The following is a 23,398-nucleotide window of genomic DNA, read 5'->3' as shown; positions in this document are numbered from 1 at the left end:
GGTTTCCTTCATCGACAGACATGGGCTTACATCAGGCAGTAGAACTCGCTGACCTCTGCGACGATCTCCCGGGCGGCATTGTACAGCCTCGCCTCAGGCGTGAGGGCCATGGAGCGGGCTTCAAGCAGATAGCGCTGGCCGGCCTGGAAGTGGGCGTAGTCGAGGGTCAGATAGCATTGGCGGATGGTGGTGCCGCCCATCATGCTCAGCCCGCCTGCGCCACTCGTTTCGTAATCGAACCTGACCACCAGTTGATGGCTGCCGGGAGTGACCTGGAAGAAGCGGCCTTCCTCCAGGCGCTGCTTGTCCAGGCGTTCGGCCAGCAGCACCCGGTCGTTGGGGAATGGCAGCGAAAGGTCGACCCAGGCCATCTCGGGGTTGGCGGCTGGCATGGGGGACTGGCAGCCCGGGATGGCGGTAATCAGCAACAGCAGTAGCAGCCGGCGCATGATGGGTAATCCTTTGGGGAATGGTCAAAGAATAGCGCTGGGGGGGCAGGCTGTTAATCGTCTGGTTCGAGGCCTGGGATGACGGCTGATGTGAAGGAAGGAATAAAACTCAGGCCCGCCGGGATGAACCCGGACAGGCCTGAGGAAGGGAAAACCGTCGAATGCTACGCGCTACAGACTCTCGTCAAGAAACTTCACCACAGTCCCCATGCACGCCACCCGCTCTTCCACATGAGGCATGTGGCTCGAGTTTTCGAACAGCGCCCAGCGGATCCCGGGGATCAGGTCGAGGTACGGCTTGACCACCAGCGGCGTCGCCTCGTCATAGCGCCCGGAAATCAGCAGGCTTGGCACGTTGATCTGCGGCAGGCGGTCGACGATGGTCCAGTCCTTGGTACTGCCGATGATATGGAACTCGTTTGGTCCGGTCATGGCGTGGTACACGGTCGGGTCGGCATCCACCTGGGCGAAGGTGCGCGCCACCTCTTCCGGCCAGGGTTTGAGCCGGCACACATGACGGTCGTAGAACACCCGGGTGGCGGCGATGTAGTCGGCGGCGGTGTAGTCGCCGACGGCCTCGTGGCGTAGCAGGGTGTCCTGGACGTCCTTGGGCAGCTCTTCGCGCAGGCGGTTGGCCTCGCGCACCCAGGTGCGCATGTCCGCCGGCGAGTTGGCGATCACCAGGCAACGCAGGCCCCGCGGCTGGCGCACCGCGTGCTCGCTGGCCAGCATGCCGCCCCAGGACTGCCCCAGCAGCGCGTAGCGCTCGGTGATGCCCAGGTGCTCCAGCAGGTTGTCGAGCTCCTCGAGGAACAGCTTGACCGTCCAGAACGACGCCGGCATGTGTGGCAGGTGGGTCGAGCGGCCATTGCCCAGTTGGTCGTAGTGAATGACCGGGTAGCCACCGGCCGCGACGTCCTTGTAGGCGTCGACATAATCAAAGGTGCAACCTGGGCCGCCGTGCAGGATAACCAGCGGGGTGCGGCCGCAATCCAGGTCACCGGTGACGCGGTACCAGGTCTGGTAGTCGCCGAAAGGGGCAAAACCTTCACGCGATTGGGTGAGTTCCATGTCATCCGGCTCCGTGCGAATCATGGTGCACACAATAACCCTACGCGTGGCGCGGCATAACTAGAGAGTTCTCTAGGTTTTCGACCTTTTTTGTGTCTTCACTGATCAAGCAGGCGGTAATGCACCGCCCGGGCGACCGCCTGGACACGGTTTTTCGCCCCCAGTTTGTGCATGGCCGAGGTCAGGTGCAGGGAAATCGTCGCCAGCGAGCGGTTGAGCTTCTCGGCGATCTCCCCCGCCGTCAGGCCTTCGGCGGCCCAGCGCAGGCATTCGACCTCGCGGCGGGTCAAGCGGATGACGCGGGTGGCGGACTCCTTGGCCAGCAAGGGATAGGCCGCCTCCTGCAAGGCATGGGCGATCAGGCTGAAATCGCCCAGGTGCTCCCGGGCGTCGTCCAGGTCGCGTTGGCTGGACTGGGGGCGCAGGCCGGTCAGGGTCGCCAGCCCGCCCCGTGGCAGGTGGATGGGCACGGTCACGCCGCAAGTCAGCTGTGCGTCGTGCAGGTAACCGACCACCGGAGCGTGGCGCTGGTCGATGTGGCGCTGCAGAACGGTCTCGCCCTTGGGCAGGTACGACCAGACGAAGGGGGCGATGGAGGACACCGCCACCTGCTGCACCGGGTCGATCTGGTAAAAGCCCTCGGAACACCACAGGTCCTGCCAGTCCTTCGGGGTCTGGCGCAGCCGGACCACGCTCGGGGTGATCAGCTCGCCGACATGGTCCAGTGGCACCGGGCTGTAGTCGTACACCAGGGCATCGAAGCCCAGTTCCGCCGCCAGTTCGGCGACGCTGTCCATCTGCTCATCGAGGCTATCGTCCGACGCCAGACGCGCATTGAGTTCAGCCACCTTGGCCTGCATACCTGACACTCCCTGTGATTCCTTTTGGATTTCCATCTCGAAGTCCGGCACGTAGAATGCCACGGCTTGGCGCGGGACTGCCATACGAAACCTATAGGAAACACTAGCTTGTAGGCGACGAAAACTCCTGCGCTAGTTATAGCTGCAAGCCATGGCCAACAGGAGAGTAGCGATGTGGCGTGAGATGCAACCTGACCAGCAGTTCAACGTATCGGTCGATGGCCACAATCTCGTGGTGTACAGCTTTGGTGAAGGGGACGAGGTGCTGTTGTGCCTCAATGGTGGGCCGGGGCTGCCCTGCGACTACCTGCGCGACGCCCATGCCTGGCTCAAGGACAAGGGTATCCGCGTGGTCGCCTTCGACCAACTGGGCACCGGCGCCTCCGACCGCCCCGATGACGACAGTCTGTGGAATATCACCCGCTACGTGGCCGAGGTCGAGCAGGTGCGCCAGGCCCTGGACCTGGGCCGTGTACACATGCTCGGGCATTCCTGGGGCGGCTGGCTGGCGATCGAGTACGCCATTCATCACCCGCAGTCGCTGAAAAGTCTGATTCTCGAGAATACCGTCGGCGACATCCCGCACCTGATCACCGAGCTGGAACGCCTGCGCGGCGCCCTGGGCAGCGAAACAGTGGCGATGATGCAGCGCCATGAGGCCATGGGTACCCTCGACCACCCGCAGTACCAGGCCGCCATCACCCTGCTCAACTACCGCCACGTCTGCCGGCTCGATGAATGGCCGGCGCCGATCCAGCGTTCGCTGGGCGACTGGAACATGGGCCCCTACAGCACCATGCAGGGCCCCAACGAGTTCCTCTATATCGGCAACCTCAAGGACTGGAACCGCCTCGAGCAGATGGGCGCGTTCCGCATGCCGGTGCTGATCACCACCGGCCAGCACGACGAACTGACCCCGGCCTGCGCCATGCGCATGAAGCTGGCGCTGCATGATCGTGCCGAGCTGCATGTGTTCCCCAACAGCAGCCATATGCCGTTCTACGAAGAGCCCCAGGCCTATTTCCCGGTGTTGCTGGATTTCCTGCAACGCAACCGGGGTTGATCGATGAGCCTGGCACGCTACCGGTTCGTCCTCATCCGTCCGTTACAACTGCTGCCGGTGCTGCTGGGCATCAGCATCATCACCTTCGTGCTGGTGCGCTCGATCCCCGGGGATCCGGCGCGGGTGCTGCTGGGCGCGCGCAGCACCCCGGACGCGATCCAGAAGATCCGCGCGCAATTCGGCCTCGATGAGCCGATCTGGGCGCAGTACCTGTACTTCCTCAAGAACCTGCTCAATGGCGACCTGGGCAAGTCGCTGCTGTACAAGGTCGACGCCCTGCCGCTGATCGCCAGCCGCATCGAGCCGACCCTGATGCTGGTGCTGGGCAGCGTGGCCCTGGCGCTGCTGATCGCCGTGCCGCTGGCCATCCTCGCCGCCCGCCACAAGGGCGGCTGGGCCGACAACCTGATCCGCCTGTTCACCACCGCCGGCCTCGGCTTGCCGGCTTTCTGGCTGGGGTTGATGCTGATCCTGTTGTTCAGCGTGCACTGGGGGCTGTTCCCGGTATCCGGCTATGGTCGCACCTGGGTCGAGAAGCTGCACCACCTGGTGCTGCCCTGCCTGACCATCGCCCTGGCGCTCTCGGCGGTACTGGTGCGCAACCTGCGCGCCAGCATCCTGCTGGAGATGCAGGCCGACCATGTCACCGCCGCCCGTGCCCGGGGCCTGGGCGAAGGGGCGATCCTGCGCCGGCATGTCCTGCCCAACTCCATGGTGCCGACCATCAACCTGCTGGCGGTCAACATCGGCTGGCTGATCAGCGGCACGGTGGTGATCGAGAGCCTGTTCTCCCTGCCGGGCGTCGGCCAGCTGCTGGTGCGCGGCATCTTTACCCGCGACTACATGGTGGTCCAGGGCGTGGCCATGGTGCTGGCCTGCGCCACGGTGGCGGTGAACTTCCTCGCCGACGTGGCGACTACCGTCCTCGATCCGCGGGTGAAGATCCAATGAGCGCCACCTTCGCCCTACGCGCACGCCTGGCCTGGAACCTGGGCGATGGCCGCCTGACCCTGTACTGCGGCCTGGCCATCGTCTTCGGCTGGTGCCTGCTGGCGCTGTGCGCGCCGTGGGTCGCGCCGTTCGATCCGCTGCTGCAGAACGGCGACCTGCGCCTGGCCGCGCCCAGCCTGGCGCACCCTTTCGGCACCGACAACTTCGGCCGCGATGTGCTCTCGCGGGTGATCTGGGGCGCCCGCGTCGACCTGCAGATGGCCTCGATCGGGGTGATCTTCCCGTTCCTGCTCGGCACCTGCATCGGCGCGGTGTCCGGCTACGTCGGCGGTTGGCTGGACAACGCCTGCATGCGCCTGATCGACATCGTCCTGGCCTTCCCGTTCCTGGTGCTGATGCTGGCGATCATGGCCATTCTCGGTCCGGGCCTGGGCAGCTTCTATATCGCCATGGCCCTGGTCGGCTGGGTGTCCTATGCGCGGCTGATCCGCTCGCAGATCCTCGTGCTCAAGCAGAGCGACTTCGCCCTGGCCGCCAGGAGCCTGGGCTTCAGCCACCGGCGCACGCTGTTCGCCCACCTGCTGCCCAACGCGCTGTTCGGCTCGGTGGTGTTCTGCATGTCGGATGCCGTGCTGGTGCTGCTCAACGGCGCCGCCGTCAGCTACCTGGGCCTCGGTGTGCAACCGCCGACCCCGGAATGGGGCACCATGGTCGCCGAGGGGCAGAGCTTCATCACCAGCGCCTGGTGGATCTGCACCTTCCCGGGCCTGGCGGTGGTGACCCTGGCCATGGGCTTCAGCCTGCTGGCCGACGGCGTCGCCGAACGCCTGGGAGACCGCTCATGACCACGCCCCTGCTCCAGGTTCGCGGGCTGAGCGTCATCGCCCGCGCCGGCCAACGGGATATCACCCTGGTCGATCGGCTGTCCTTCGACCTCGGCGAAGGCGAGATCCTCGGCCTGGTGGGCGAAAGCGGCTCGGGCAAGACCCTGGCCTGCCGGGGCCTGATGCGCCTGCTGCCAGCAACGAACCTGCGGGTCGAAGGCCAGGCCGTGCGCCTGGCGGGCCATGACCTGCTGCGGCTGGACGAAGCTGGCATGCGCCGCCTGCGCGGCCGTGAGCTGGGGATGATCTTCCAGAACCCCAGCAGCCACCTGGACCCGCTGATGCGCATCGGCGAGCAGATCGCCGAAGGTATCCGCCTGCACCAGGGCGCGTCTCGCCGCGAGGCCCGGGCCGAAGCCATCGAGGTGCTGCGCCAGGTCGGTATCCCCGACCCGAAGTCCCGGGTCGACAACTATCCCCATGAGTTTTCCGGCGGCATGCGCCAACGGGCGATGATCGCCGTGGCCCTGGGCTGCAATCCCAAGGTGCTGATCGCCGACGAGCCGACCACGGCCCTGGATGTCACCGTGCAGGCGCAGATCCTGCGCCTGCTGCTGGAGCTGCGCGACCGCCGCGGCCTGTCGATGATCCTGATCAGCCACGACCTGGGCGTGGTGGCGCAGACCTGCGACAGCATTGCCGTGATGTACGCCGGGCGCCTCTGCGAGCACGGCGCCAAGCACGAGATGCTGGCCCGGCCCAAGCATCCCTACAGCGCCGGGCTGCTGGCCTGCCATCCTGCGGCGCAGCCTGAGGCATTACGCATGACCACCATCGCTGGGCAGCCACCGTTGCTTGATGACCTGCCGCCAGGCTGCCGTTTCGAATCGCGTTGCCCCCAGGCCATGCCGCTCTGCCGGCAGCAACTGCCCGAACTGCTGGAATCAAGCCCCGGCCACCGCCTGGCCTGTCATACCCCGCTGCTGGCCGGAGGTCCGTCATGACCACGTTGTTGCAGGTCAAGGACCTGCAGGTGCAGTTTCCCGCCGCAGGCAGCGGCCTGCTCAACCTGCGCCCGCGCAAGGTCAGCGCGGTCAACGGCGCCTCGCTGAATCTGGCTGCCGGCGAAACCCTCGGCCTGGTGGGCGAGTCAGGCTGCGGCAAGAGTACCCTGGCCCGGGCCATCCTCCAGCTCACCCAGAGCTGCGGCGGCCAGGTGCTGTACGACGGCACCGACATGAACCAGGGCAGCCCGGCGGATATCGCCCGCCTGCGCCACGAGACCGCGATGATCTTCCAGGACCCGTACAGCGCGCTCAACCCACGCCAACGCATCGGCCAGATCCTCGCCGAGGTGCTGCAGGTGCAGCGCAAGGTGCCCGCCGCGCAGATTCCGGCCCGGGTCGGCGAACTGCTCGAGCTGGTCGGTCTGCGCGCCGAGCTGGCCGAGCGCCGGCCCGGTTCGCTGAGCGGTGGCCAGTGCCAGCGGGTCGGCATCGCCCGGGCCCTGGCCGTCGAACCTCGGCTGATCGTCGCCGACGAATGCGTCGCCGCGCTGGACGTGTCGATCCAGGGGCAGATCATCAACCTGCTGCTGGAGTTGCGCGAGCGCATGGGCCTGGCGCTGCTGTTCATCACCCACGACCTGGGCGTGGTGCGCCGCCTGTGCGACCGGGTGGCGGTGATGTACCTGGGGCAGATCGTCGAGGAAGGCCCGGTGCATGAAGTCTTTACCGCCCCGCGCCACCCCTACACCGCCGCGCTGATCCAGTCCATCGCCGACATCGACCCGGCCCGGCGCCTGCCGCAGGACCCGCTGGCCGGCGAGCCGCCAAGCCCGCTGCACCTGCCCTCCGGCTGCGCCTTCCATCCCCGTTGCCGGCACGCGCTGCCCGGCTGCGCTGAAACCACGCCACCCGAGCATATCCAGGGCGCCCGGCGCCACGCCTGCGTGCATTCGCAACTGCCCTGCTGACATCACCACCATGACCATCAAACGGAGCTTGAGCATGAAACCCGCCGCATTGAAACTTCTCACCGCCGCCATACTGGCCGCCAGCACCCTGGCCAGCGGCATGGCCCAGGCAGCCGGCGTGCTGACCATCGGCTGCCGAGAGGAAAGCACCACCTTCGACCCGATCAAGAGTGCGCAGAACCGCGACAGCTGGGTGTTCGCCAACGTCTATGACGTGCTGATCCGCGTCGACAACAGCGGCACCCAACTCGTGCCGGGCCTGGCCGAGAGCTGGAAGGTCTCGGACGACGGCCTGACCTACACCTTCAAGATGCGCAACGCCAAGTTCTCCGACGGCTCGCCGATCACCGCCGAGGACGCCGCCTTCTCCCTGCTGCGCATCCGCGACAACCCAGGTTCGCTCTGGGCCGACTCGTACAAGATCATCGACACCGCCAAGGCCGCCGACCCGCATACCCTGGTGGTGACCCTGCACAGCAAGTCGGTGCCGTTCCTGGCCCAGCTCGCCACCGCCAACATCTCGATCCTGTCGAAAAAGGCCATGGACAAGCTCGGCGAGGAGGAATACGCACAGAACCCGGTGGTGTCCGGGGCTTTCAAACTCAAGGAATGGCTGCGGGGCGACCGGGTGATCCTGGAGAAGAACCCCGAGTTCTGGCAGGCCGACAAGGTCAGCCTGGATGGCGTGGAGTGGATCTCCATCCCGGATGATCGCACGCGCATGATGAAGGTCCAGGCCGGCGAACTGGACTCGGCGATCTTTGTGCCGTTCACCCAGGTGGACGAGTTGCAGAAGGACAAGAAGATCACTATCCATATCGACCCCTCGACCCGTGAAGACCACCTGCTGATCAACCACTCCAAGGGGCTGCTGGGCAAACGGGAAGTGCGTGAGGCGATCGACCTGGCGATCGACAAGAAGGCGCTGGTGGACACGGTCACCTTCGGTCACGGCGAAATGGCCTACTCCTACATTCCCAAGGGTGCGCTCTACCACAACGCCAACAACCCACAGCGCCCGTTCGACCCGGCCAAGGCCCGCGAGCTGCTGAAAAAAGCCGGCGCCGAGGGGCTGAAGGTCAACTACGTGGTCAACGCCGGCAACGAGGCCGACGAGCAGATCGCCGTGCTGGTACAGAAGCAACTGGCCGATGTCGGCATCACTGCCAACCTGCAGAAGGTCGACCCGACCCAGAGCTGGCAGATGCTGGTCGACGGCGACTACGACCTGTCGGTGATGTACTGGACCAACGACGTGCTCGACCCGGACCAGAAGACCACCTTCGTGCTGGGCCACGACACCAACATGAACTACATGACCCGCTACCACAACGACAAGGTCAAGGACCTGGTGGCCGCGGCCCGTGTCGAGACCGACCCGGTCAAGCGCAAGCAGATGTATGAGGAGCTGCAGAAACTGGCCAAGCAGGACGTGCACTGGATCGACCTGTACTACAGCCCGTACATCAACATCTCGCGCAGCAATATCCAGAACTTCCTGCAGAACCCGCTGGGGCGTTTCACCCTGGAGGAGACGGTGAAGCTGGAAGCCGGGCAGAAGACCGCGCAGAACTGACGGCGGTTTATCGAGCGCCGCCCTCGCGGCGCTCGATCTCATTTCAAGCCTTTGCCTTGCGCCGCCGCATCCACGCCCAGGCAACCCCCGCCAGCACCACCAACCCCACCGGCAGTACCTGCGCCTTGTACGGCCGCAACGCCGTGCGCACGCTATCGAGCTTCTCGGTCAGGTAGCGCTTGTTGGCCTGGTCGAACCGGGGCTCCTCGCATTGCTTGCCGAAATCCTCCGCCCACTGCACGAACGGCCCCTGCTGGACGTAGCGCCTGTAGAGCGCGCTTTCCTGTTCGCTGCCGGGCACCCAGCCGGCCGCGATGCACAGCACTGCGGCGAAGGCCTGACTGCTGCGTGGCAGTTGGTCAGCGGCCTGGTTGGCCAGGTCGGCGGCGACATAGCGGTAGTGGTATCGCTGATCGGGCTTGGCCTCGGTCGCCCGTTGGCGCTGCACCTCGCCAGCAGCCAGGAACGGCCCTGGCTGCACTTCGGCGCTGCCCAGGCTGTAGCTGCCGCCCAACCAGGCGTAGTCGGGCGCCATTTCATAACCGAGGATCTCCATGCCCGCGCTGCGCGCCAGGGTTGCCGCAGCGTACAGCGCCTCGGCGCGGCCAGTGGGCGTCCAGCGCGAGACGGCATCCTGGCGGTGCTGGCCGTAGGCCCTGGCGTCGGCCTGCAATTGCGGCGTGGCGAAGTAGCCGGGCGCTTCGTCGTAGCGTCCTTCGCGCAGCAAGCGTCGCCCCAGCAGCTCGCGCAACTGGGTCGCCACCGGGCGCGGCACATAGCCGCCCTCTTCCACCTTGGGCGCTGGCGGCGCTGGCACATGAGCATCGACATAGCCTTTGAGCTCATCCAGGGTCAGCACGCGGTCAGCCACGTTGGCCGTGTCCTGCCAGTAGATTTCCTGACTGCGGTACAGCAGGTCGAAGGCCTGCAGGTAATCGCCGCGCTCCAGCGCCAGGATCGCGCCCTCGCCTTCGACCCGGCAGCCGGGTTTAACGCTCTCATAGTCCCAATCGGGTGTCTGTCGCGAGCCCCATGATTCTTCACGTGGGAACGCGGCCGCAGCCTTGGCATAGGCAGCCGCCGCCTGGCTCTTGTCACCGTCGCGCAAGGCCAGCTTGGCGCGCAGCCACCAGGCAAGGCCGGTGTCCCCTGCCTGCTGCAGATAGCTTCTGGTCGCGGCATAGTTACCTTGCTGGTAGGTCAACGCGGCCAGGCGGTCGGCGTCTTCGAGCTTGCCGCCAACACTGGCCTGCAGCAGCGCGGGCAGGCGTCGGACCTGGGTCGGCGGCTGGCCGTCGTAGTCCCAGCCGACATGGGTGAGCAGGTAGGCGGTGAGCAGCTTGCGCGGCATTGGCTGCGCCAGCAGCGCCTTCAGTTGCTCATCCGGCAGGCTCACCAGTTCGTCGGCAAGCTGTCTGAGCGAGCTGTAGCCGCTGCCCGAGCCCAGGCGGCTCTGGCTGGCATACAACTGGATGGCGCTGTTCCAGTCGCCGGCGAGCTTGGCCAGGCGGGCCTCCTCGCCAAGGCTGGCCACCCCAAGCTCCAATGGGTCGCTGAAGCCTTCGGCGCTGAGCGCGCGCGCCCGGTGGAAGGCCTCGCGGGCCTGGGCTTGCAGGGCCTGTGGCGTCTGTTGCGGATCGCCGCTGGCCTCGAAGCTGCGGGCCATCAAGGCCCGCCCCAGCGAGTAGGCCGCCCAGGTGCTGCGCAGCTTGCGTTGTTCGCCAGGCAGGGCCAGCACCTTGGCGAAATAGTCCGCCGCCAGGGCGTGATCGTCGGCATCGAAGGCCACTGCGCCGGCAATGTACAGGCGCAGTTCATCCGGCAGTTCGGCGCCCTGCTTCAGCACTTGCTGCGGATCGGCCAGTGCACGCAGTTGCGCGACCTTCTCGCGCAGCGACTCCGGCAACTCGCTGGCCTCGATACGGCTGCGCTGCTCACGGTACGGTCGGTCGTTGTCGTCACCGTCCCAGTAAGGGGTCAAGGTCATCTCGGTGGTGGGCTTGAGGCCTGCCAACTGTTCGCCGAGGCGATTGACCTCGAAGCCGAAATTGCCTTCTGGCAGCTCGGCCAGGGTTTGCGCCCGGTCGTCCAGCAGGCGCATCGGGAAGTCCGGGCCACAGGCCAGCGCCGTGCCGACCGGTACGCTCAGGGACAGGCACAGCAAACGGCGGGTCCAGTCAGGGGTAGACATTCCAGGCTCCTTGTTCGATTCCATGGCAGCGCGCCCAACCAAGGACGCGCCGGCCGCCAGCGGCCACACGCACGCTGGACTGGCGGTTGAAGACGAGGTGTTGCGGGGATTGCTGCAGGCGGTAGCCGTTGAGCCCGTCCGCGGCATCGCAAGACTCAACGTTCAGTTCCACCCGCGCGGGTACCGGCAGGTCGAGATTGCCGACGTTGACCAGGCTGATGTCGTAGAGCCCGGCCTGCCCGGACAGTTCGAGCCGCCATTGACTGGCGAGCGCGTCGCCGCGCGCCACCGCCTTTAAGGTGGTCAGGCTCCAGGCCCGACGGTCGCTGGGCAACGGCAGGCGGAACCAGATAAGCCCGGCCAGGTGGGCGGGCGGTTTGTCGCGCAGTTGCCTGCCCAAGTCCGCCAGTTGCTGCGGGTCGGCCAGCAGCTCGCGGCGCTCGCCGGCACGGTTCAATGGGGTTTCGCTTTCCACCAACGGCGCGCCGCCGGTATCCGCCAGCAACGCCACGCCATAGGCGGGCAAGGCCAGGTAGAACGGTCTGTCGCTGACCCGCCCCCAGCGCTCGGCCCAGGTTTTCGCCTGGTTCGGATCGAACAGGCCTCGCCGCGGATCGCTCACCGCGTGCACCTGCAGCACGCTGCTGTCCACCGCCTGCAACAGCGCCGGCAGGTGTGGGCTGTCGAGCCAGGCGGGCAGCGCGGTGATACTCAGTTTTACGCCCGGTGGAAGTTGCTCACGCAGTTTCAGAAGGAACTGGGTGTAGCCCGGCAGGTGCGCACTGCCACTGTCGTGGTCGATCTCAAGTCCACTCGGGTTCACGCCAGCCGCCTGCCAGTCGGCCAGCAATTGGGCGATATGGGTACCGGCCGCCTGTACGTCGAGCGCGGGCAACTGGCCATCAAGACGCACCACGGCGATCACCGGGCGGCCATCGCTCCTGAGCTTGGGCAGCTCGACCAGCGCCCTGCTCCAGCCGGCCTTGGGCTGGGCTTGCAAGGCCAGCACACGCAGGGTGGAGAAGTCGGCACGGCTTTCGGCCAAGGCCTGTTCATGGGCCGGCCGCCACTGGCGTTGCCAAATGTACAGTTGCTGGTCGAGGGGCGGTGCAGGTTCGGGCTGGCAGCCGGTGAGCGTTGCGAGAACGGCGGATAGGAACAGACGCCGAAGCGTGGCGGTGGCGGGCATACAATCCTTTGTCTGACGGGTTTGAGCGCCGGGAACAGGGGGAAATTTTACCTCAATGCAAGATCCAGCGGACACCCCTGAAAGGGCGTCGAACCAGGAAGAGTACAAATGTTTCCTTGCCCGCCTCCGGTAGCCGTGGTGCTTGCGCCCAAAAGTTTCTGCCGGTCTTCGCTGTTTAAAGAGACTTATATATGCAGGCTGCAACTTTTATAAACAGGGCACCAACGATGATCAGGTTTCGAGATTACCAGACCTTGACGCAACCACCCTCTCGCACACTAGCGATTCTCATTAGAGATCAAACCCGTTATCGAAGCCATAAAAAATAATTAATCAAAAGGATTTAATCAAAAACAATAATTCGCAAAGCTTCTAATGTCGTGGCGCAGCCCCAGCGTTTCATCTAATGATCACGGGCCTTTTGCCCTTGCAAAAGCGACGCGACCGACTAGTTTTGTGATTGTCTTTGCCAACACTACAACTACAACACGACCGCCCCTCAGAGCAGGAGAATCTATTCTTCCAGGCGACGCCTACCGCTGCATGTAGTTACTGAAACGGAACTCAGTCAAAACAACAAGAGGGACGCTTGATGAAGCGCAGCCATGGCTATCGTGTGCTCTTTGAAAAAGGGCCGGCCGCACATTTCTGGTTGTCACTGCTGTGTTTCTCAGGGCTGGTTATTACCAGTTTCCTGTTGTTCGAACAGCAGATCCAGGGTTTCCTCACCCATCTTGACCTGTATCGCCCTTCAACCCCCGTCCAGATGTTCAACCTGGCACTGCTGCTGATCGCCTTGCTGGCCCTGGACGTGGTGCTGCCCGTACCTTCAAGCATGGTCGCGCTGCTGGCCGTGGCCACCCTGGGCAGCGTCGGCGGTTACCTGACGATCTTCATTGGCCTGTGCCTGGGCGCAGGTCTGGGGTACGCGTTGGGTGCCGGGTATCTGCGGATGTTGTCCAGCCGCCTCGGCCTGCACCAACGCCAGCCGGGGCAACTGGCGTACCGCCTGGGCACGCTGTCGCTGATCTGTCTGCGCGGCGTGCCGGTGCTGGCGGAAACCTCGGTGGTGGCCGCCGGCATGCAGCGCTATCCGATGCGCGCTTTCGTGCTGGTCACCACCTTGGCCAACGCGGGCCTGGCCTTGGCTTACAGCGCCATCGGCAGCTTCCTCGTCGAGCAGAACGCGTTGCTGGTGACGATTCTCGCCAGCATGATTCTGCCCGGCCTGTTCATTGCCGGGTACAGCCTGGTCAAGGCCTTGCGCAGGCGTGAACCCTCACGGCCACTGCGCGGGCGCTTCACGGTCAGCTACGACTATCCGGTGCTGTTCACCGACCACCTGTTCGACCCGCTCAATCCCTGCCTGCATCGCCAGCTCACCGTCCAGCGCAATGGCCGGGTGACGGTGCTGATCTTCGCCGATGAGCAGCTGCTGCGCTGCGCACCGCACCTGCCGGGCCAGATCGACGCGTACTTCGCCGCCTACGGTGACGACCTGCACCTGAAGGCGGCGCCGATCGCCGTGCCGGCCGGCGAGCTGAGCAAGGACGCCCAGGTACTGCAGCAGCTGTATGCCGACATGCTGGCCCATGGGCTGGACCGCCACTGCTGCGTCATCGCCCTGGGCGGTGGCGCGGTGCTGGACGCGGTGGGCTATGCCTGCGCCACCTTCCATCGCGGCATGCGCCTGATTCGCCTGCCTAGCACGGTGCTGGCGCAGAATGACGCCGGCATCGGGGTGAAAAACGGTATCAATGCCTTCGGCCAGAAAAACCTGCTGGGCGCCTTCTATCCCGCCACCGCGGTGATCAACGACTTCCAGTTGCTGACCACCCTGGGTCACCGCGACCAGATCGCCGGGCTCGCCGAGGCGGTCAAGGTGGCGCTGATCAAGGACCGCTCCTTCTTCGAGTGGATGGAGCGCCAGGCCGACGCCCTCGCCCGCTTCGACCACCCGGCCAGCCGCCATGCCATCCGCCGCTGCGCCGAGCTGCACCTGGGGCATATCACCGGCGCCGGCGACCCTTTCGAGCGCGGCAACGGTCGTCCACTGGACTACGGCCACTGGGCGGCGCATCGGTTGGAGAACCTCAGCCAGCATCGACTGCGTCATGGCGAGGCCGTGGCGGTGGGCATGGCCCTGGACGGGTTGTATGCCAATGCCCTGGGGCTGTTGAACGATATCGACAGCGAGCGGATCTTGAGCCTGTTGCTCAGGCTTGGCTTCAACCTGTGCCCTGCGGAGCTGAACCTGAAGGATGACCAGGGACGTTCTCGAGTGCTGCTGGGGCTGGAGGAGTTCCGCCAGCATCTGGGCGGCCAGCTGTCCATCCCCATGCTCAGCGGCATCGGCGCATCGGTCGACCTCCACGAGATCGACGACGGCCTGATGGAACAGGCGCTGCTGCGCCTCGGTAGCTATCGCGGCAATCTGCTCGCCCTCGGCGAGGGCTGTGCGCAATGAGCCAGATGAAGACCTGGATGACCGTCGGCCGCGTTTCCAACCTGCCCACGGTATGGACCAACACCCTGGCCGCCGCATTGTTGGCCAGCAGCGCCGGAGCCCTGGCGCCACCTTCCTCGCTGGTGTGGATCCTGCTGCTGGCCATGCTGTCGCTGCTGTACCTGGCGGGCATGCTGCTCAACGACTTGCTGGATGCCGACTGGGACCAGCAGCACCACAACCCACGACCCATCACCCTGGGCCTGGTCAGCCGTCGGCAGGTGCGCCTGGCCACCTGGCTGGCGTTGCTGCTGGCGGCCGCCGCAGCCCTGGGCTTGAGCCGGTTGATCGAGCAACCGCATTGGCTGCTGGCCAGCGTCACCCTGCTGGTGGGCTGCATCCTCGGCTACAACCTGCTGCACAAGAAATACGCCCACAGCGTCTGGTTGATGGGCGCCTGCCGCTCGGCCCTCTACCTCACCGCGGCGGCCAGCCTGGCGATGCCGACCCAGCCCATCTGGCTGTGCGCCTTGCTGCTTGGCGTGTACATCAGCGGCCTGACCTACCTGGCGCGCCAGGAGCACCTCAACCAACTGCTCAGCCGCCTGCCGCTGGTGTTGATGCTGAGCCCGCTGGCCCTGGCGGCCTACGCCGACACCCTGTGGTTCTGGCCGGTGCTGCTGCTGTGGCTGGGCTGGCTGGGCTGGCACTACTGGCTGCACCTGGCCGATCCGCGCCGCCGCCAGGTGCGCGCCTTCATCGGCGCGGGGCTGGCGGCCCTGCCGCTGTTCGATGCCCTGGTGCTGGCAGTGGCCGACCAGCCCCTGGGCAGCCTGCTGTGCGTCCTGGTGTTCTTCCTGCTTCCACACCTACAGCGCTGGATCAAACCGACATGAACAGTGATATCGCTACGTCGACAACAGCGGCGCTCAAGATGCGCCACGACTGCCTGGCCGCACGGCACCAGGCCCTGGCCGCGCAACTCGAACCGATCGAGTTGCAGTGGTGGCACGAGGCCCAAGAGCGCCTCGGGCAGTCACCGGATGCCAACACCGCGGCACTGCTGAGCGGCCAGTGCAAGCGCAGGATCCACGAACAGGCCATGCGTGACGATGAGCACTGCAGCCAGTTGCAACTGGCGCGCGCCTTGCTGCTGGCCCAGGTCCTCGGGCAACAGCCGCAGGACGGTCAGTTGCCCTTGCTGCGCCAACTGTTCCTGTGGGGCGACGACCAGGAAAAAGTCGCGCTGCTCAAGGCCCTCGACTGGATCGACAGCTCGGGGCTGTGCGTACCGCTGGCCCTGCAGGCCGGGCGCACCAGCAACAGCGAGGTATTCGCCGCCCTCGCCCTGGACACCCCCTACCCATCCCGCCACTACCCGGAGCGTGCCTTTCACCAACTGGTGCTCAAAACGCTCGGCATGGGGCTGGACGTGCGGCGGCTGGTCGGCCTGGCGCAGCGTCACGGCGTCTCCTTGAACCAGCTGGCCCTCGACCTGCTGGACGAACAGCTTGCGGCAGCACGCACGATTTCGCCCGGTTTGCACCTGGCCATCGCCTTCGACCTGCTCAGCCCGGCGCAATGCCAGCGCCTGCTCGGCCTTCACCAGCAAGAACGCCTGCCGTCGGCGTGGCATGAACACCTGACCGACCGCCGCGAGACCTGAAGCCTTCCCCTGAAGAGGATTCACCATGCCCAAGTATTTCGACCCGCATATCCACATGGTCAGCCGCACTACCGACGACTACCAGAACATGGCCGCCGCCGGTATCACCGGGGTGATCGAGCCGGCGTTCTGGCAAGGCCAGGCGCGTACCAGCGTCGGCAGTTTCGTCGACTACTTCGATACCCTGCTGGGCTGGGAACGCTTTCGCGCCAGCATGTTCGGCATCCATCATTTCTGCACCATCGGCCTGAATCCCAAGGAAGCCAACGACCTGTCGGTGGCCAACGAAGTGCTGGAGATTCTGCCGCGCTACCTGGTCAAGGACGGCGTGGTTGCCGTCGGCGAGATCGGTTATGACGACATCACACCGGAAGAAGACCGCTTTCTCGCGCTCCAGCTGGAGCTGGCCCGGCAGTTCAACCTGCCGGTGCTGGTACACACCCCACACCGCGACAAGATCGGCGGCACCAAGCGCACCCTGGCGGTGATTCGCGAAGTGGGGATTGCCGAGCACCTGGTGATCATCGACCACCTCAACGAACTGACCCTGCCGCTGGTGCTCGACAGCGACTGCTGGCGCGGCCACTCCATCTACCCCAACACCAAGATGTCGGAGCAGCGCATGGTGGCCCTGCTCAAGGAATACGGCACCGAGAAGATGGTGGTCAACAGCGCCGCCGACTGGGGCATCAGCGATCCGCTGAAGGTGCCCAAGACCGGTCAGGCCATGCTGGCCGCCGGTTTCAGCGAGGCCCAGGTGGAACAGGTGCTGTTCGACAACCCGGTGGACTTCTTCGCCCAGAGCGGCCAGCTGGACAAGGCCCAGGTCGCCACGCCGCTGCCCATCGACCAGCGCCGCCGCTGGCAGGAAAACTCGGCCCTGCGTGGCCAGGATCCGGTGATCAAATGACCTTGGGCCTTGGTTGGACCGCCGCGCAGCTCGGCTACTGCGCTAATGTGCACCCGGCCCGCGACCTGCCCGCGCTGCGCGTTGCCATCGACCGGCACTTCCAGGGCGTGCGCAGGCTGCGCGGGCTCGACCAGCAGGACAGCGGGCTGTGGATCAGCGCAGCAGCCGCAACCGAACTGCGGGAGCCGCCGAAACGGCGGGCGTTTTTCGATCTGCTGCGGCGCAGCGGGCTATGCCTGACCTCGCTCAACGGCTTTCCCTATGGGCAGTTCCATGAGGGCACGGTAAAAGCCGCCGTGTACCTGCCCAGCTGGGCCGAGCCGCAACGGCTGGCGTACAGCCTGGACCTGGCGCGGCTGCTGGCCGAGGCCCTGCCGCCGGCGTGCCCGCAGGGGGCGATCTCCAGCGTGCCGCTGGGCTACGCCGCCCACTGGAACCCGACGCTGCAGCACCAGGCCGAGGAACACCTGCGCCAGCTCACGGCGGCACTGGCCCGGCTGCACCAGGAAACCGGCAAGAGGATCGTGATGTGCCTGGAAATGGAGCCGGACTGCGTGCTGCAGACCACCGACCAGGCCATCGCCTTCTTCCACCACTGGCAAGCCAGCGACCCGCATCATGAGTACCTGGCGCTGTGCTTCGACGTCTGCCACCAGGCGGTGATGTTCGAGGACTGCCGGCAGTCTCTGGAAAGCCTGCGCCAGGCCGGGGTGCCCATCGGCAAGATCCAGCTGTCGAACGCGATGATCTGCCGCCTGCCGACCGACGACCCGAGCCGCTGCGTACAGGTTCTCGACGTGCTGGGCAGCTTTGCCGAAGCCACCTACCTGCACCAGGTGCAGGCGCGCGACGTCCGGGGCCGCATCCAATGCTGGGCGGACCTGCCGGCCGCGCTCGCCGCCTGTGCGTCGCAGCCTGGGCGCTACCCGGAGCTGCGGGTTCATTTCCACATTCCGCTGTTCAGCGAACACCTGCTGCTGCCCGAACTCGGCGGCAGCCAGATGGCCCTGGCGCAGACCTTCGATTTCCTGGCCGCGCACGAGGATGTGCGCCCGGTGCTCGAGGTGGAGACCTACAGCTGGGGCGTACTGCCCGCGCCAGTGCGACCCAGCGACGAACAGGCCCAGCACCGGGGCATCCGCGACGAGCTGCGTTGGGTCGAGGAGCAGTTGCGCCAGCGCCGCCTCCTGCAACCCCAGGCGCGGGAGGTGCATGCCGATGCCCTCTGACTCGCCACGTCAACCGTTGCTGCTGATCAACGTGGTCGGCCTGACGCCCGCGCTGCTCGGCGCGGCAACGCCGCACATCAACCGGTTGCTGCAATCGGCCAGGATGGCCAGCCTGCAACCGACGTTTCCCGCCGTCACCTCCACGGTGCAGGCCTCGATCCTCACCGGCCTGTCACCGGCCGAGCACGGCATCGTCGGCAACGGCTGGTATTTTCGCGACCAGGCCGAGGTGCGCTTCTGGTTGCAGCCCAACGCCCTGATCCAGGGCGAGAAGGTCTGGCAGACGCTCAAGCGCGAGCTGCCGGGCTTTCGCTGCAGCCAGTTGTTCTGGTGGTACAACATGTACGCGGACGTGGACGCCGCCATCACCCCGCGCCCGCACTACCCGGCCGATGGCCGCAAGCTTTTCGGGCTGTACTCGTCACCGGCAACGTTGCATGCGCGGATCGAGGCGCAGATCGGCGAGTTTCCGTTCCCGGCGTTCTGGGGGCCGGCCGCCGGCATTGCCTCCAGCCGCTGGATCGTCGACTGCGCCATCGCCGAGTTCCAACTCGATCACCCGGACCTGCAACTGGTCTACCTGCCGCACCTGGACTACTGCCTGCAACGGCTGGGGCCGGGTCATCCGTCGATCGCCGACGAAGTGCGGGCCATCGACCACGAGGTCGGGCGCCTGCTGCGCTTCGCCGAGGAACAAGGTGCGGCGGTGATGCTGCTGTCCGAATACGGCATCGAGGCGGTCAGCCAATCGGTGTCCATTAATCGCCTCCTGCGCGCCGAAGGCCTGTTGCAGGTGCGTCAGTCATTGACCTGGGAACTGCTCGACCCCGGTGCCAGCGATGCCTTCGCCGTCGTCGATCACCAGATCGCACACATCTATGTGCGCCAGTGCGTGGACATCGCCAGGGTCAAGGCACTGTTGCAGCGCCAACCCGGCATCGAGCGGGTACTGGACAAGACCGAGCAGCGGGCCTGGCAGCTGGACCACCCGCGCAGCGGCGAGCTGGTGGCCGTGGCCGCCGCCGGTCACTGGTTCGACTATCACTACTGGCTCGACGCGCGCAAGGCACCGGACTTCGCCCGCACCGTGGACATCCATCGCAAGCCCGGCTACGACCCGCTGGAGCTGTTCATCGACCCGGCCATACGCTTCCCCCGCTTGAGGGTGGCGCGCCGCCTGCTGCAGAAAAAGCTCGGCTTTCGTTACTACATGGACCTCATCCCGCTGGACACCACGCTGGTGCGCGGCAGCCATGGCCGGCTGCCCGCCAGTGAGCGGGAAGGCCCGCTGCTCATCACCAATTGTGACCTGCCGTTGCCGCAGCGCCTTGCGGCAACGGCGGTGAAACAACTGCTCCTGCAGCATTTTCTGGGGCACCCCTACACCGAACTGGCCAATGCCAAGGAGCACACATGCGGCGAGCCCTCTCAATAACCGTCCTCAGCGCACTGGCCGGACTGGTCCAGGCCGAGGGCACCAACAGCTTCGATTGCAATCAGTTCATGCAGTTCGGCGGCAACGTCGACCAGGCCCGCCAGGCGTTCGCCCAGGGGCCTGAAACCATGAGCTGGAACTGGTTCGTCTGCCTGAACCAGCCGGTCGAGTCCAACAGCCCCAACCGGGTCTGGGAAACCCTCAAGCCTTCGGATCAGGTCTACCTGAGCAATGGCGCCGCGCCGCTGCCCTGGGGCCAGAGCCAGCCGGTGCCGGCTCCGGTGTTGCTGGCGGCCCAAGCACAGGGCCTGGACCTCAACCGCACGTTCCATAACCTCAACGCCGTCCAGCAGGTGGATGGCCTGATCCTCGAGATGGGCGGCGCGGTACCGACCGCGCAACAGGGCCAGCCGGTGCGCTTCCAATTGTTAATGGGCGAGGACACCTTCGACTACATCGTGCAGAAACAGGTGTACAACGTGAACGGCCAGGCCGCCTTGACCAGCAACCTGGACTTTCCCTCCACCGCCTGGGAGCTCAAGGCCGCCTGGCTGTGGATCGGCAACGACCCGAGCTACCAGCAGCAACTGCAAGACGATGGCTACTACATCGCCCAGGCTTACTACCAGCAGGACAACGGCCAATACCAGGTCGGCTACGCCGCGCTCAGCGGCCTGCACGTGGTCAACAAGCTGAACCCGCAATGGGTCTGGACCACCTTCGAGAATCGCAACAACGGCAAGTACACCGTGACCAACGCGATTCCGCCCACCCCGATGAGCAACAGCACCGGGCCGACGCCGGCGGCGCAGACGGCCAATACCGCCTTCCAGGCGCAGTACCCGCAGCTTGCCCAGTACGAACTGATCGGCACCCAGTCCGAGACCAATCCGACCCTGCTCGCCAACTCCCAGCTCGAGTCGGCCTTCCAGAGCCAGTCGTCCTGCTTCGCCTGCCACGGCACGGCGGCGTACTCCAAGACCAAGGGCTACTTCAACTTTGCCCAGAAGCAGCAGGACGGCATCGTCTACCCCACTGCCCCGGTACCGGCGTCCAAATTCGCCGGATACAACAAACTGGACTTTGTCTGGTCGCTGAAACGCGCCCAGTGGCAACGCTAAGGAGCAAGACATGAGCGTACTGAACTTTCCGCGCATCTACCTGGGCGGCCACCTGTACTGGAATCCGCCGACCGCCAACAACAACGACATGTTTCCACTCTACGACGCCTCGAAGATGCGCCTGAACTGGCGCTTCCTCGAGTACTACGGGATCAACCCGGCGAATGCCGCCAGCAAGCTGATGCCGTGGGTGATCGCCCCGCAGATTCTGCTCGAGGCCCCCGAGTATGTCACCCAGGTGCCGGGCAACGTCGCGCAGAACCCCAGTGTGATGATCCCCGGCGAGTGGAACCTGTTCGGTGACAACGCCTGCGGCACGGTCAACTACACCCCAACCGACCCCACCATCCCGGCGACGGCCTCCGTCATCACCGGCGGTGAACTGCCCGGCGGGGGTTACGTCAGCCAGGACCCGTTGATCAACCAGACCTACAACCTGTTTGGCAACCCGTTCGGCAGCGACGCCCCCACCCCGGCCCGCTTCGTCGACGTCAGCCCTTGGCAGAACACCTTCACGGCGCTGTATTTCGACCGGCTGGTGCTGGGCGATGCCCAGTGCGGCCTGACCCTCAAGCGCCAGCACCGCATGCTCGACCGTTTCCTGAATTTCAACTGGGCAAGCCTGGGTGGCCTGATCTACGTGACCACCACCTGGCAGACCTGCTTCCCGAAAGAGAACCTGAGCTGGGTGATCGGCAACTCGCAACTGCTGCAGAACCTGCAGCAACAAATGGAACAGCAGAACGCCAAGGGGCTGATGTTCCGCTTCTCCACCTACCTGACCTGCTACGACAAGAACGGTGTCTTCAACGACCAACCGCCCATCAATACCCATTCCACCACACCGGCGGATCTGGCCAATGTTCAGCAGATGTACCAGAAGGGCCTGGACAATGTCGGCAGCATCTTCTTCAACCCTGCCTACAGCCGCACCGCGGGCACCCTGGGCTTGTGGTTCGACGACGAATTTCCCACGGCGCCGGCCGGGCGGCGGCTGGTTCCTTGCACGCCGGTGCAGTTGCAGAAGGACGGCGTGGATTTCAAAGCCATGACATTGGGCGTGATCTCTGCACAGGTGCATGACAACACCCTGTCGCTGGACCTGCTCAACGGGTTCCCCAGCTATGCGCTTGATGCCCAGGCCAAGATACCGGTAGCGGCGAAGTTCAACGCTGGCAACTACCAGCTGGGGATACGCCAAGGCGGGCAGTTCACGCCGCTGGCCAGTTTCGGCTACGACGACTACCAGCAGGCAGCCTTTGACAAACGCTCGGGGATCCTCGACCTGCCGCTGAGCGCCGAGGCGCAGAAACAGCTGCAAAGCGGCGCGCTTGAGCTGCAGCAGCAAGGCGCGACGCCTGTGCAGGCGGCGACCCAGCAGATGTGGACCGCCGAGGTGGTCGAGAGTGCCAGCTTCATCGACGTCGGCGACAGCAAGACCTTGCAGATCATGGTGCAGTACGACGGCCTGCCCGCGCCGGCCGGCACCGTGCTGACGGTGGCCGAGTACAACAACGCCTACATGATGTGCACCACCGACTACTACCTGGCGTTCAGCAACCAGGCTGATTTCACGCTGTTTTTCGACGATCCGGACAACCGCGCCAACAATACTCCCAACCTGCCACAGTTTGTCGGTACGCCGTCACTCACCCGCCAGCTGAGCGAAGGCACGGGGCGTCGGCTCACAGCGATCCACCCCGCCGACTCGACCGTCGGCATGAAGCCGGTGAGCTACCAGCATTACCTGCCCACGCCAGGCTCGGTGGCCCTGAGCCCCAGCCTGGCGTTCGCCAACCCCATCCAGGGCCAGGGCTCGCTGAAGGATGAGCCAAAGGGCAACGTGCAGTACAGCACCACGCAGATCACCACCGACGCCAACGGGATTGCCCTGCTGACCGTCAAGGCCGTGGCACCGGGCTTCCCGACCCTGCGCTTCTTCGTGCATGAGGGCGGGCAGGCGCCGCAGGTTCCGTTCAGCTTCAAGTTGTCACAGGCCTATACCGACTTCCTGGCGCCGCTGCGCGTGCTGCCGCAGGAGCCGGACATGCAGCAGGCGTTCGTCGATGCCTGGAACCTGGTCTACCAGCAGCAGGATGCCGGCCAGCAGATCTGGCAGCGCTTCATCTACCCGTTCATCCTGCAGCCGTTCTTCTACATGTACCCGATCATGAACAAGTACATGCCGCTGAACTCGCTGGCGCGCATAGAAGGCGCCGTGGACCAGCTCATCGTGCTGATCAGCAAGCAGTACCAGGAAGAAAGCACCCTGGCGATGCCGATCACCCGTGACATGCCGCAAAGCCGCCGGGCGGTGCTGGAGCTCTGGGCGCAGGCCCTGGTGAAACGCAACTACCCGCCCATCCCGCTGAGCATGAGCGACTACCCGCAGGCTTGACCGCAAGGACCGCCGGGTGACGGGGCTGTCACCCGGCATACTTC

At 65.4% G+C, this 23,398-nt stretch carries 19 protein-coding genes; 14 read left to right on the top strand and 5 right to left on the bottom strand.

The annotated features are described in order from the left end of the window. Positions 1–26 precede the first annotated feature (26 nt). The 3 genes from K5H97_RS13690 to K5H97_RS13680 form a co-directional block, all read right to left on the bottom strand. Complete coding sequence (locus K5H97_RS13690; RefSeq protein WP_028688822.1) at positions 27–449, bottom strand: PA0061/PA0062 family lipoprotein; 423 nt, start codon at positions 447–449, stop codon at positions 27–29. 171 nt (positions 450–620) lie between these two features. Continuing rightward, positions 621–1,520, bottom strand: a complete 900-nt coding sequence (locus K5H97_RS13685) for a proline iminopeptidase-family hydrolase (protein WP_028688821.1) — start codon at positions 1,518–1,520, stop codon at positions 621–623. 98 nt (positions 1,521–1,618) lie between these two features. Next, a complete protein-coding gene (locus K5H97_RS13680) occupies positions 1,619–2,380 on the bottom strand; it encodes a LuxR family transcriptional regulator (protein ID WP_028688820.1) in 762 nt (253 codons plus the stop codon). Positions 2,381–2,552: 172 nt separating this feature from the next. Here K5H97_RS13680 and K5H97_RS13675 point away from each other — a divergent pair, with 172 nt between their 5' ends. Genes K5H97_RS13675 through K5H97_RS13650 form a run of 6 tightly spaced genes read left to right on the top strand, consistent with a single transcriptional unit; the run spans position 2,553 to position 8,769 of the window. Further along, positions 2,553–3,443: a proline iminopeptidase-family hydrolase gene (locus tag K5H97_RS13675; RefSeq protein WP_028688819.1), complete on the top strand. Its 891-nt coding sequence runs from the start codon at positions 2,553–2,555 to the stop codon at positions 3,441–3,443. 3 nt (positions 3,444–3,446) lie between these two features. Then, on the top strand, positions 3,447–4,394 hold the full coding sequence (locus K5H97_RS13670) for an ABC transporter permease (protein WP_028688818.1): 948 nt from the start codon (positions 3,447–3,449) through the stop codon (positions 4,392–4,394). Next, a complete protein-coding gene (locus K5H97_RS13665; protein WP_028688817.1) occupies positions 4,391–5,239 on the top strand; it encodes an ABC transporter permease in 849 nt (282 codons plus the stop codon). The genes K5H97_RS13670 and K5H97_RS13665 overlap by 4 nt, the downstream gene beginning before the upstream one ends. Continuing rightward, the gene (locus tag K5H97_RS13660) at positions 5,236–6,222 is read left to right on the top strand and encodes an ABC transporter ATP-binding protein (RefSeq protein WP_028688816.1); all 987 of its coding nucleotides are present in this window, start codon (positions 5,236–5,238) and stop codon (positions 6,220–6,222) included. The genes K5H97_RS13665 and K5H97_RS13660 overlap by 4 nt, the downstream gene beginning before the upstream one ends. Then, complete coding sequence (locus tag K5H97_RS13655; RefSeq protein WP_028688815.1) at positions 6,219–7,193, top strand: ABC transporter ATP-binding protein; 975 nt, start codon at positions 6,219–6,221, stop codon at positions 7,191–7,193. Before K5H97_RS13660 ends, K5H97_RS13655 begins: the two co-directional genes overlap by 4 nt. 34 nt (positions 7,194–7,227) lie before the next feature. After that, entirely contained in the window at positions 7,228–8,769 is a 1,542-nt protein-coding gene (locus K5H97_RS13650; protein ID WP_028688814.1) for an ABC transporter substrate-binding protein, read from the top strand. A gap of 43 nt (positions 8,770–8,812) precedes the next feature. Here K5H97_RS13650 and K5H97_RS13645 read toward each other — a convergent pair whose 3' ends face one another. After that, positions 8,813–10,960 (bottom strand): hypothetical protein, encoded by a 2,148-nt coding sequence (locus K5H97_RS13645; protein WP_028688813.1) that lies wholly within the window; start codon positions 10,958–10,960, stop codon positions 8,813–8,815. Then, positions 10,947–12,149 (bottom strand): DUF3142 domain-containing protein, encoded by a 1,203-nt coding sequence (locus tag K5H97_RS13640; protein ID WP_036985711.1) that lies wholly within the window; start codon positions 12,147–12,149, stop codon positions 10,947–10,949. Before K5H97_RS13640 ends, K5H97_RS13645 begins: the two co-directional genes overlap by 14 nt. 592 nt (positions 12,150–12,741) lie before the next feature. Here K5H97_RS13640 and K5H97_RS13635 point away from each other — a divergent pair. From K5H97_RS13635 to K5H97_RS13600, 8 genes are read left to right on the top strand one after another with little or no spacing between them, the layout of a single operon-like run. Continuing rightward, entirely contained in the window at positions 12,742–14,616 is a 1,875-nt protein-coding gene (locus tag K5H97_RS13635; protein WP_028688811.1) for a 3-dehydroquinate synthase, read from the top strand. Positions 14,617–14,621: 5 nt separating this feature from the next. Next, a complete protein-coding gene (locus K5H97_RS13630) occupies positions 14,622–15,491 on the top strand; it encodes a UbiA family prenyltransferase (protein ID WP_371877797.1) in 870 nt (289 codons plus the stop codon). Next, entirely contained in the window at positions 15,488–16,261 is a 774-nt protein-coding gene (locus K5H97_RS13625; RefSeq protein ID WP_028688809.1) for an EboA domain-containing protein, read from the top strand. Before K5H97_RS13630 ends, K5H97_RS13625 begins: the two co-directional genes overlap by 4 nt. A gap of 25 nt (positions 16,262–16,286) precedes the next feature. Continuing rightward, complete coding sequence (locus K5H97_RS13620; RefSeq protein WP_028688808.1) at positions 16,287–17,171, top strand: TatD family hydrolase; 885 nt, start codon at positions 16,287–16,289, stop codon at positions 17,169–17,171. Then, complete coding sequence (gene eboE / locus K5H97_RS13615; protein WP_028688807.1) at positions 17,168–18,400, top strand: metabolite traffic protein EboE; 1,233 nt, start codon at positions 17,168–17,170, stop codon at positions 18,398–18,400. The genes K5H97_RS13620 and eboE overlap by 4 nt, the downstream gene beginning before the upstream one ends. Next, positions 18,390–19,835, top strand: a complete 1,446-nt coding sequence (locus tag K5H97_RS13610; RefSeq protein WP_028688806.1) for an alkaline phosphatase family protein — start codon at positions 18,390–18,392, stop codon at positions 19,833–19,835. Before eboE ends, K5H97_RS13610 begins: the two co-directional genes overlap by 11 nt. Beyond that, positions 19,814–20,956 (top strand): hypothetical protein, encoded by a 1,143-nt coding sequence (locus K5H97_RS13605; RefSeq protein ID WP_028688805.1) that lies wholly within the window; start codon positions 19,814–19,816, stop codon positions 20,954–20,956. The genes K5H97_RS13610 and K5H97_RS13605 overlap by 22 nt, the downstream gene beginning before the upstream one ends. Before the next feature lie 10 nt (positions 20,957–20,966). Then, the gene (locus K5H97_RS13600) at positions 20,967–23,354 is read left to right on the top strand and encodes a hypothetical protein (RefSeq protein ID WP_028688804.1); all 2,388 of its coding nucleotides are present in this window, start codon (positions 20,967–20,969) and stop codon (positions 23,352–23,354) included. Positions 23,355–23,398 lie beyond the last annotated feature (44 nt).

It is taken from the genome of Pseudomonas mosselii (assembly GCF_019823065.1).
Classification (GTDB): domain Bacteria; phylum Pseudomonadota; class Gammaproteobacteria; order Pseudomonadales; family Pseudomonadaceae; genus Aquipseudomonas; species Aquipseudomonas mosselii.
The sequence above is the reverse complement of the archived record's forward strand: the minus strand, read 5'-3'. Positions and strand labels throughout refer to the sequence as shown.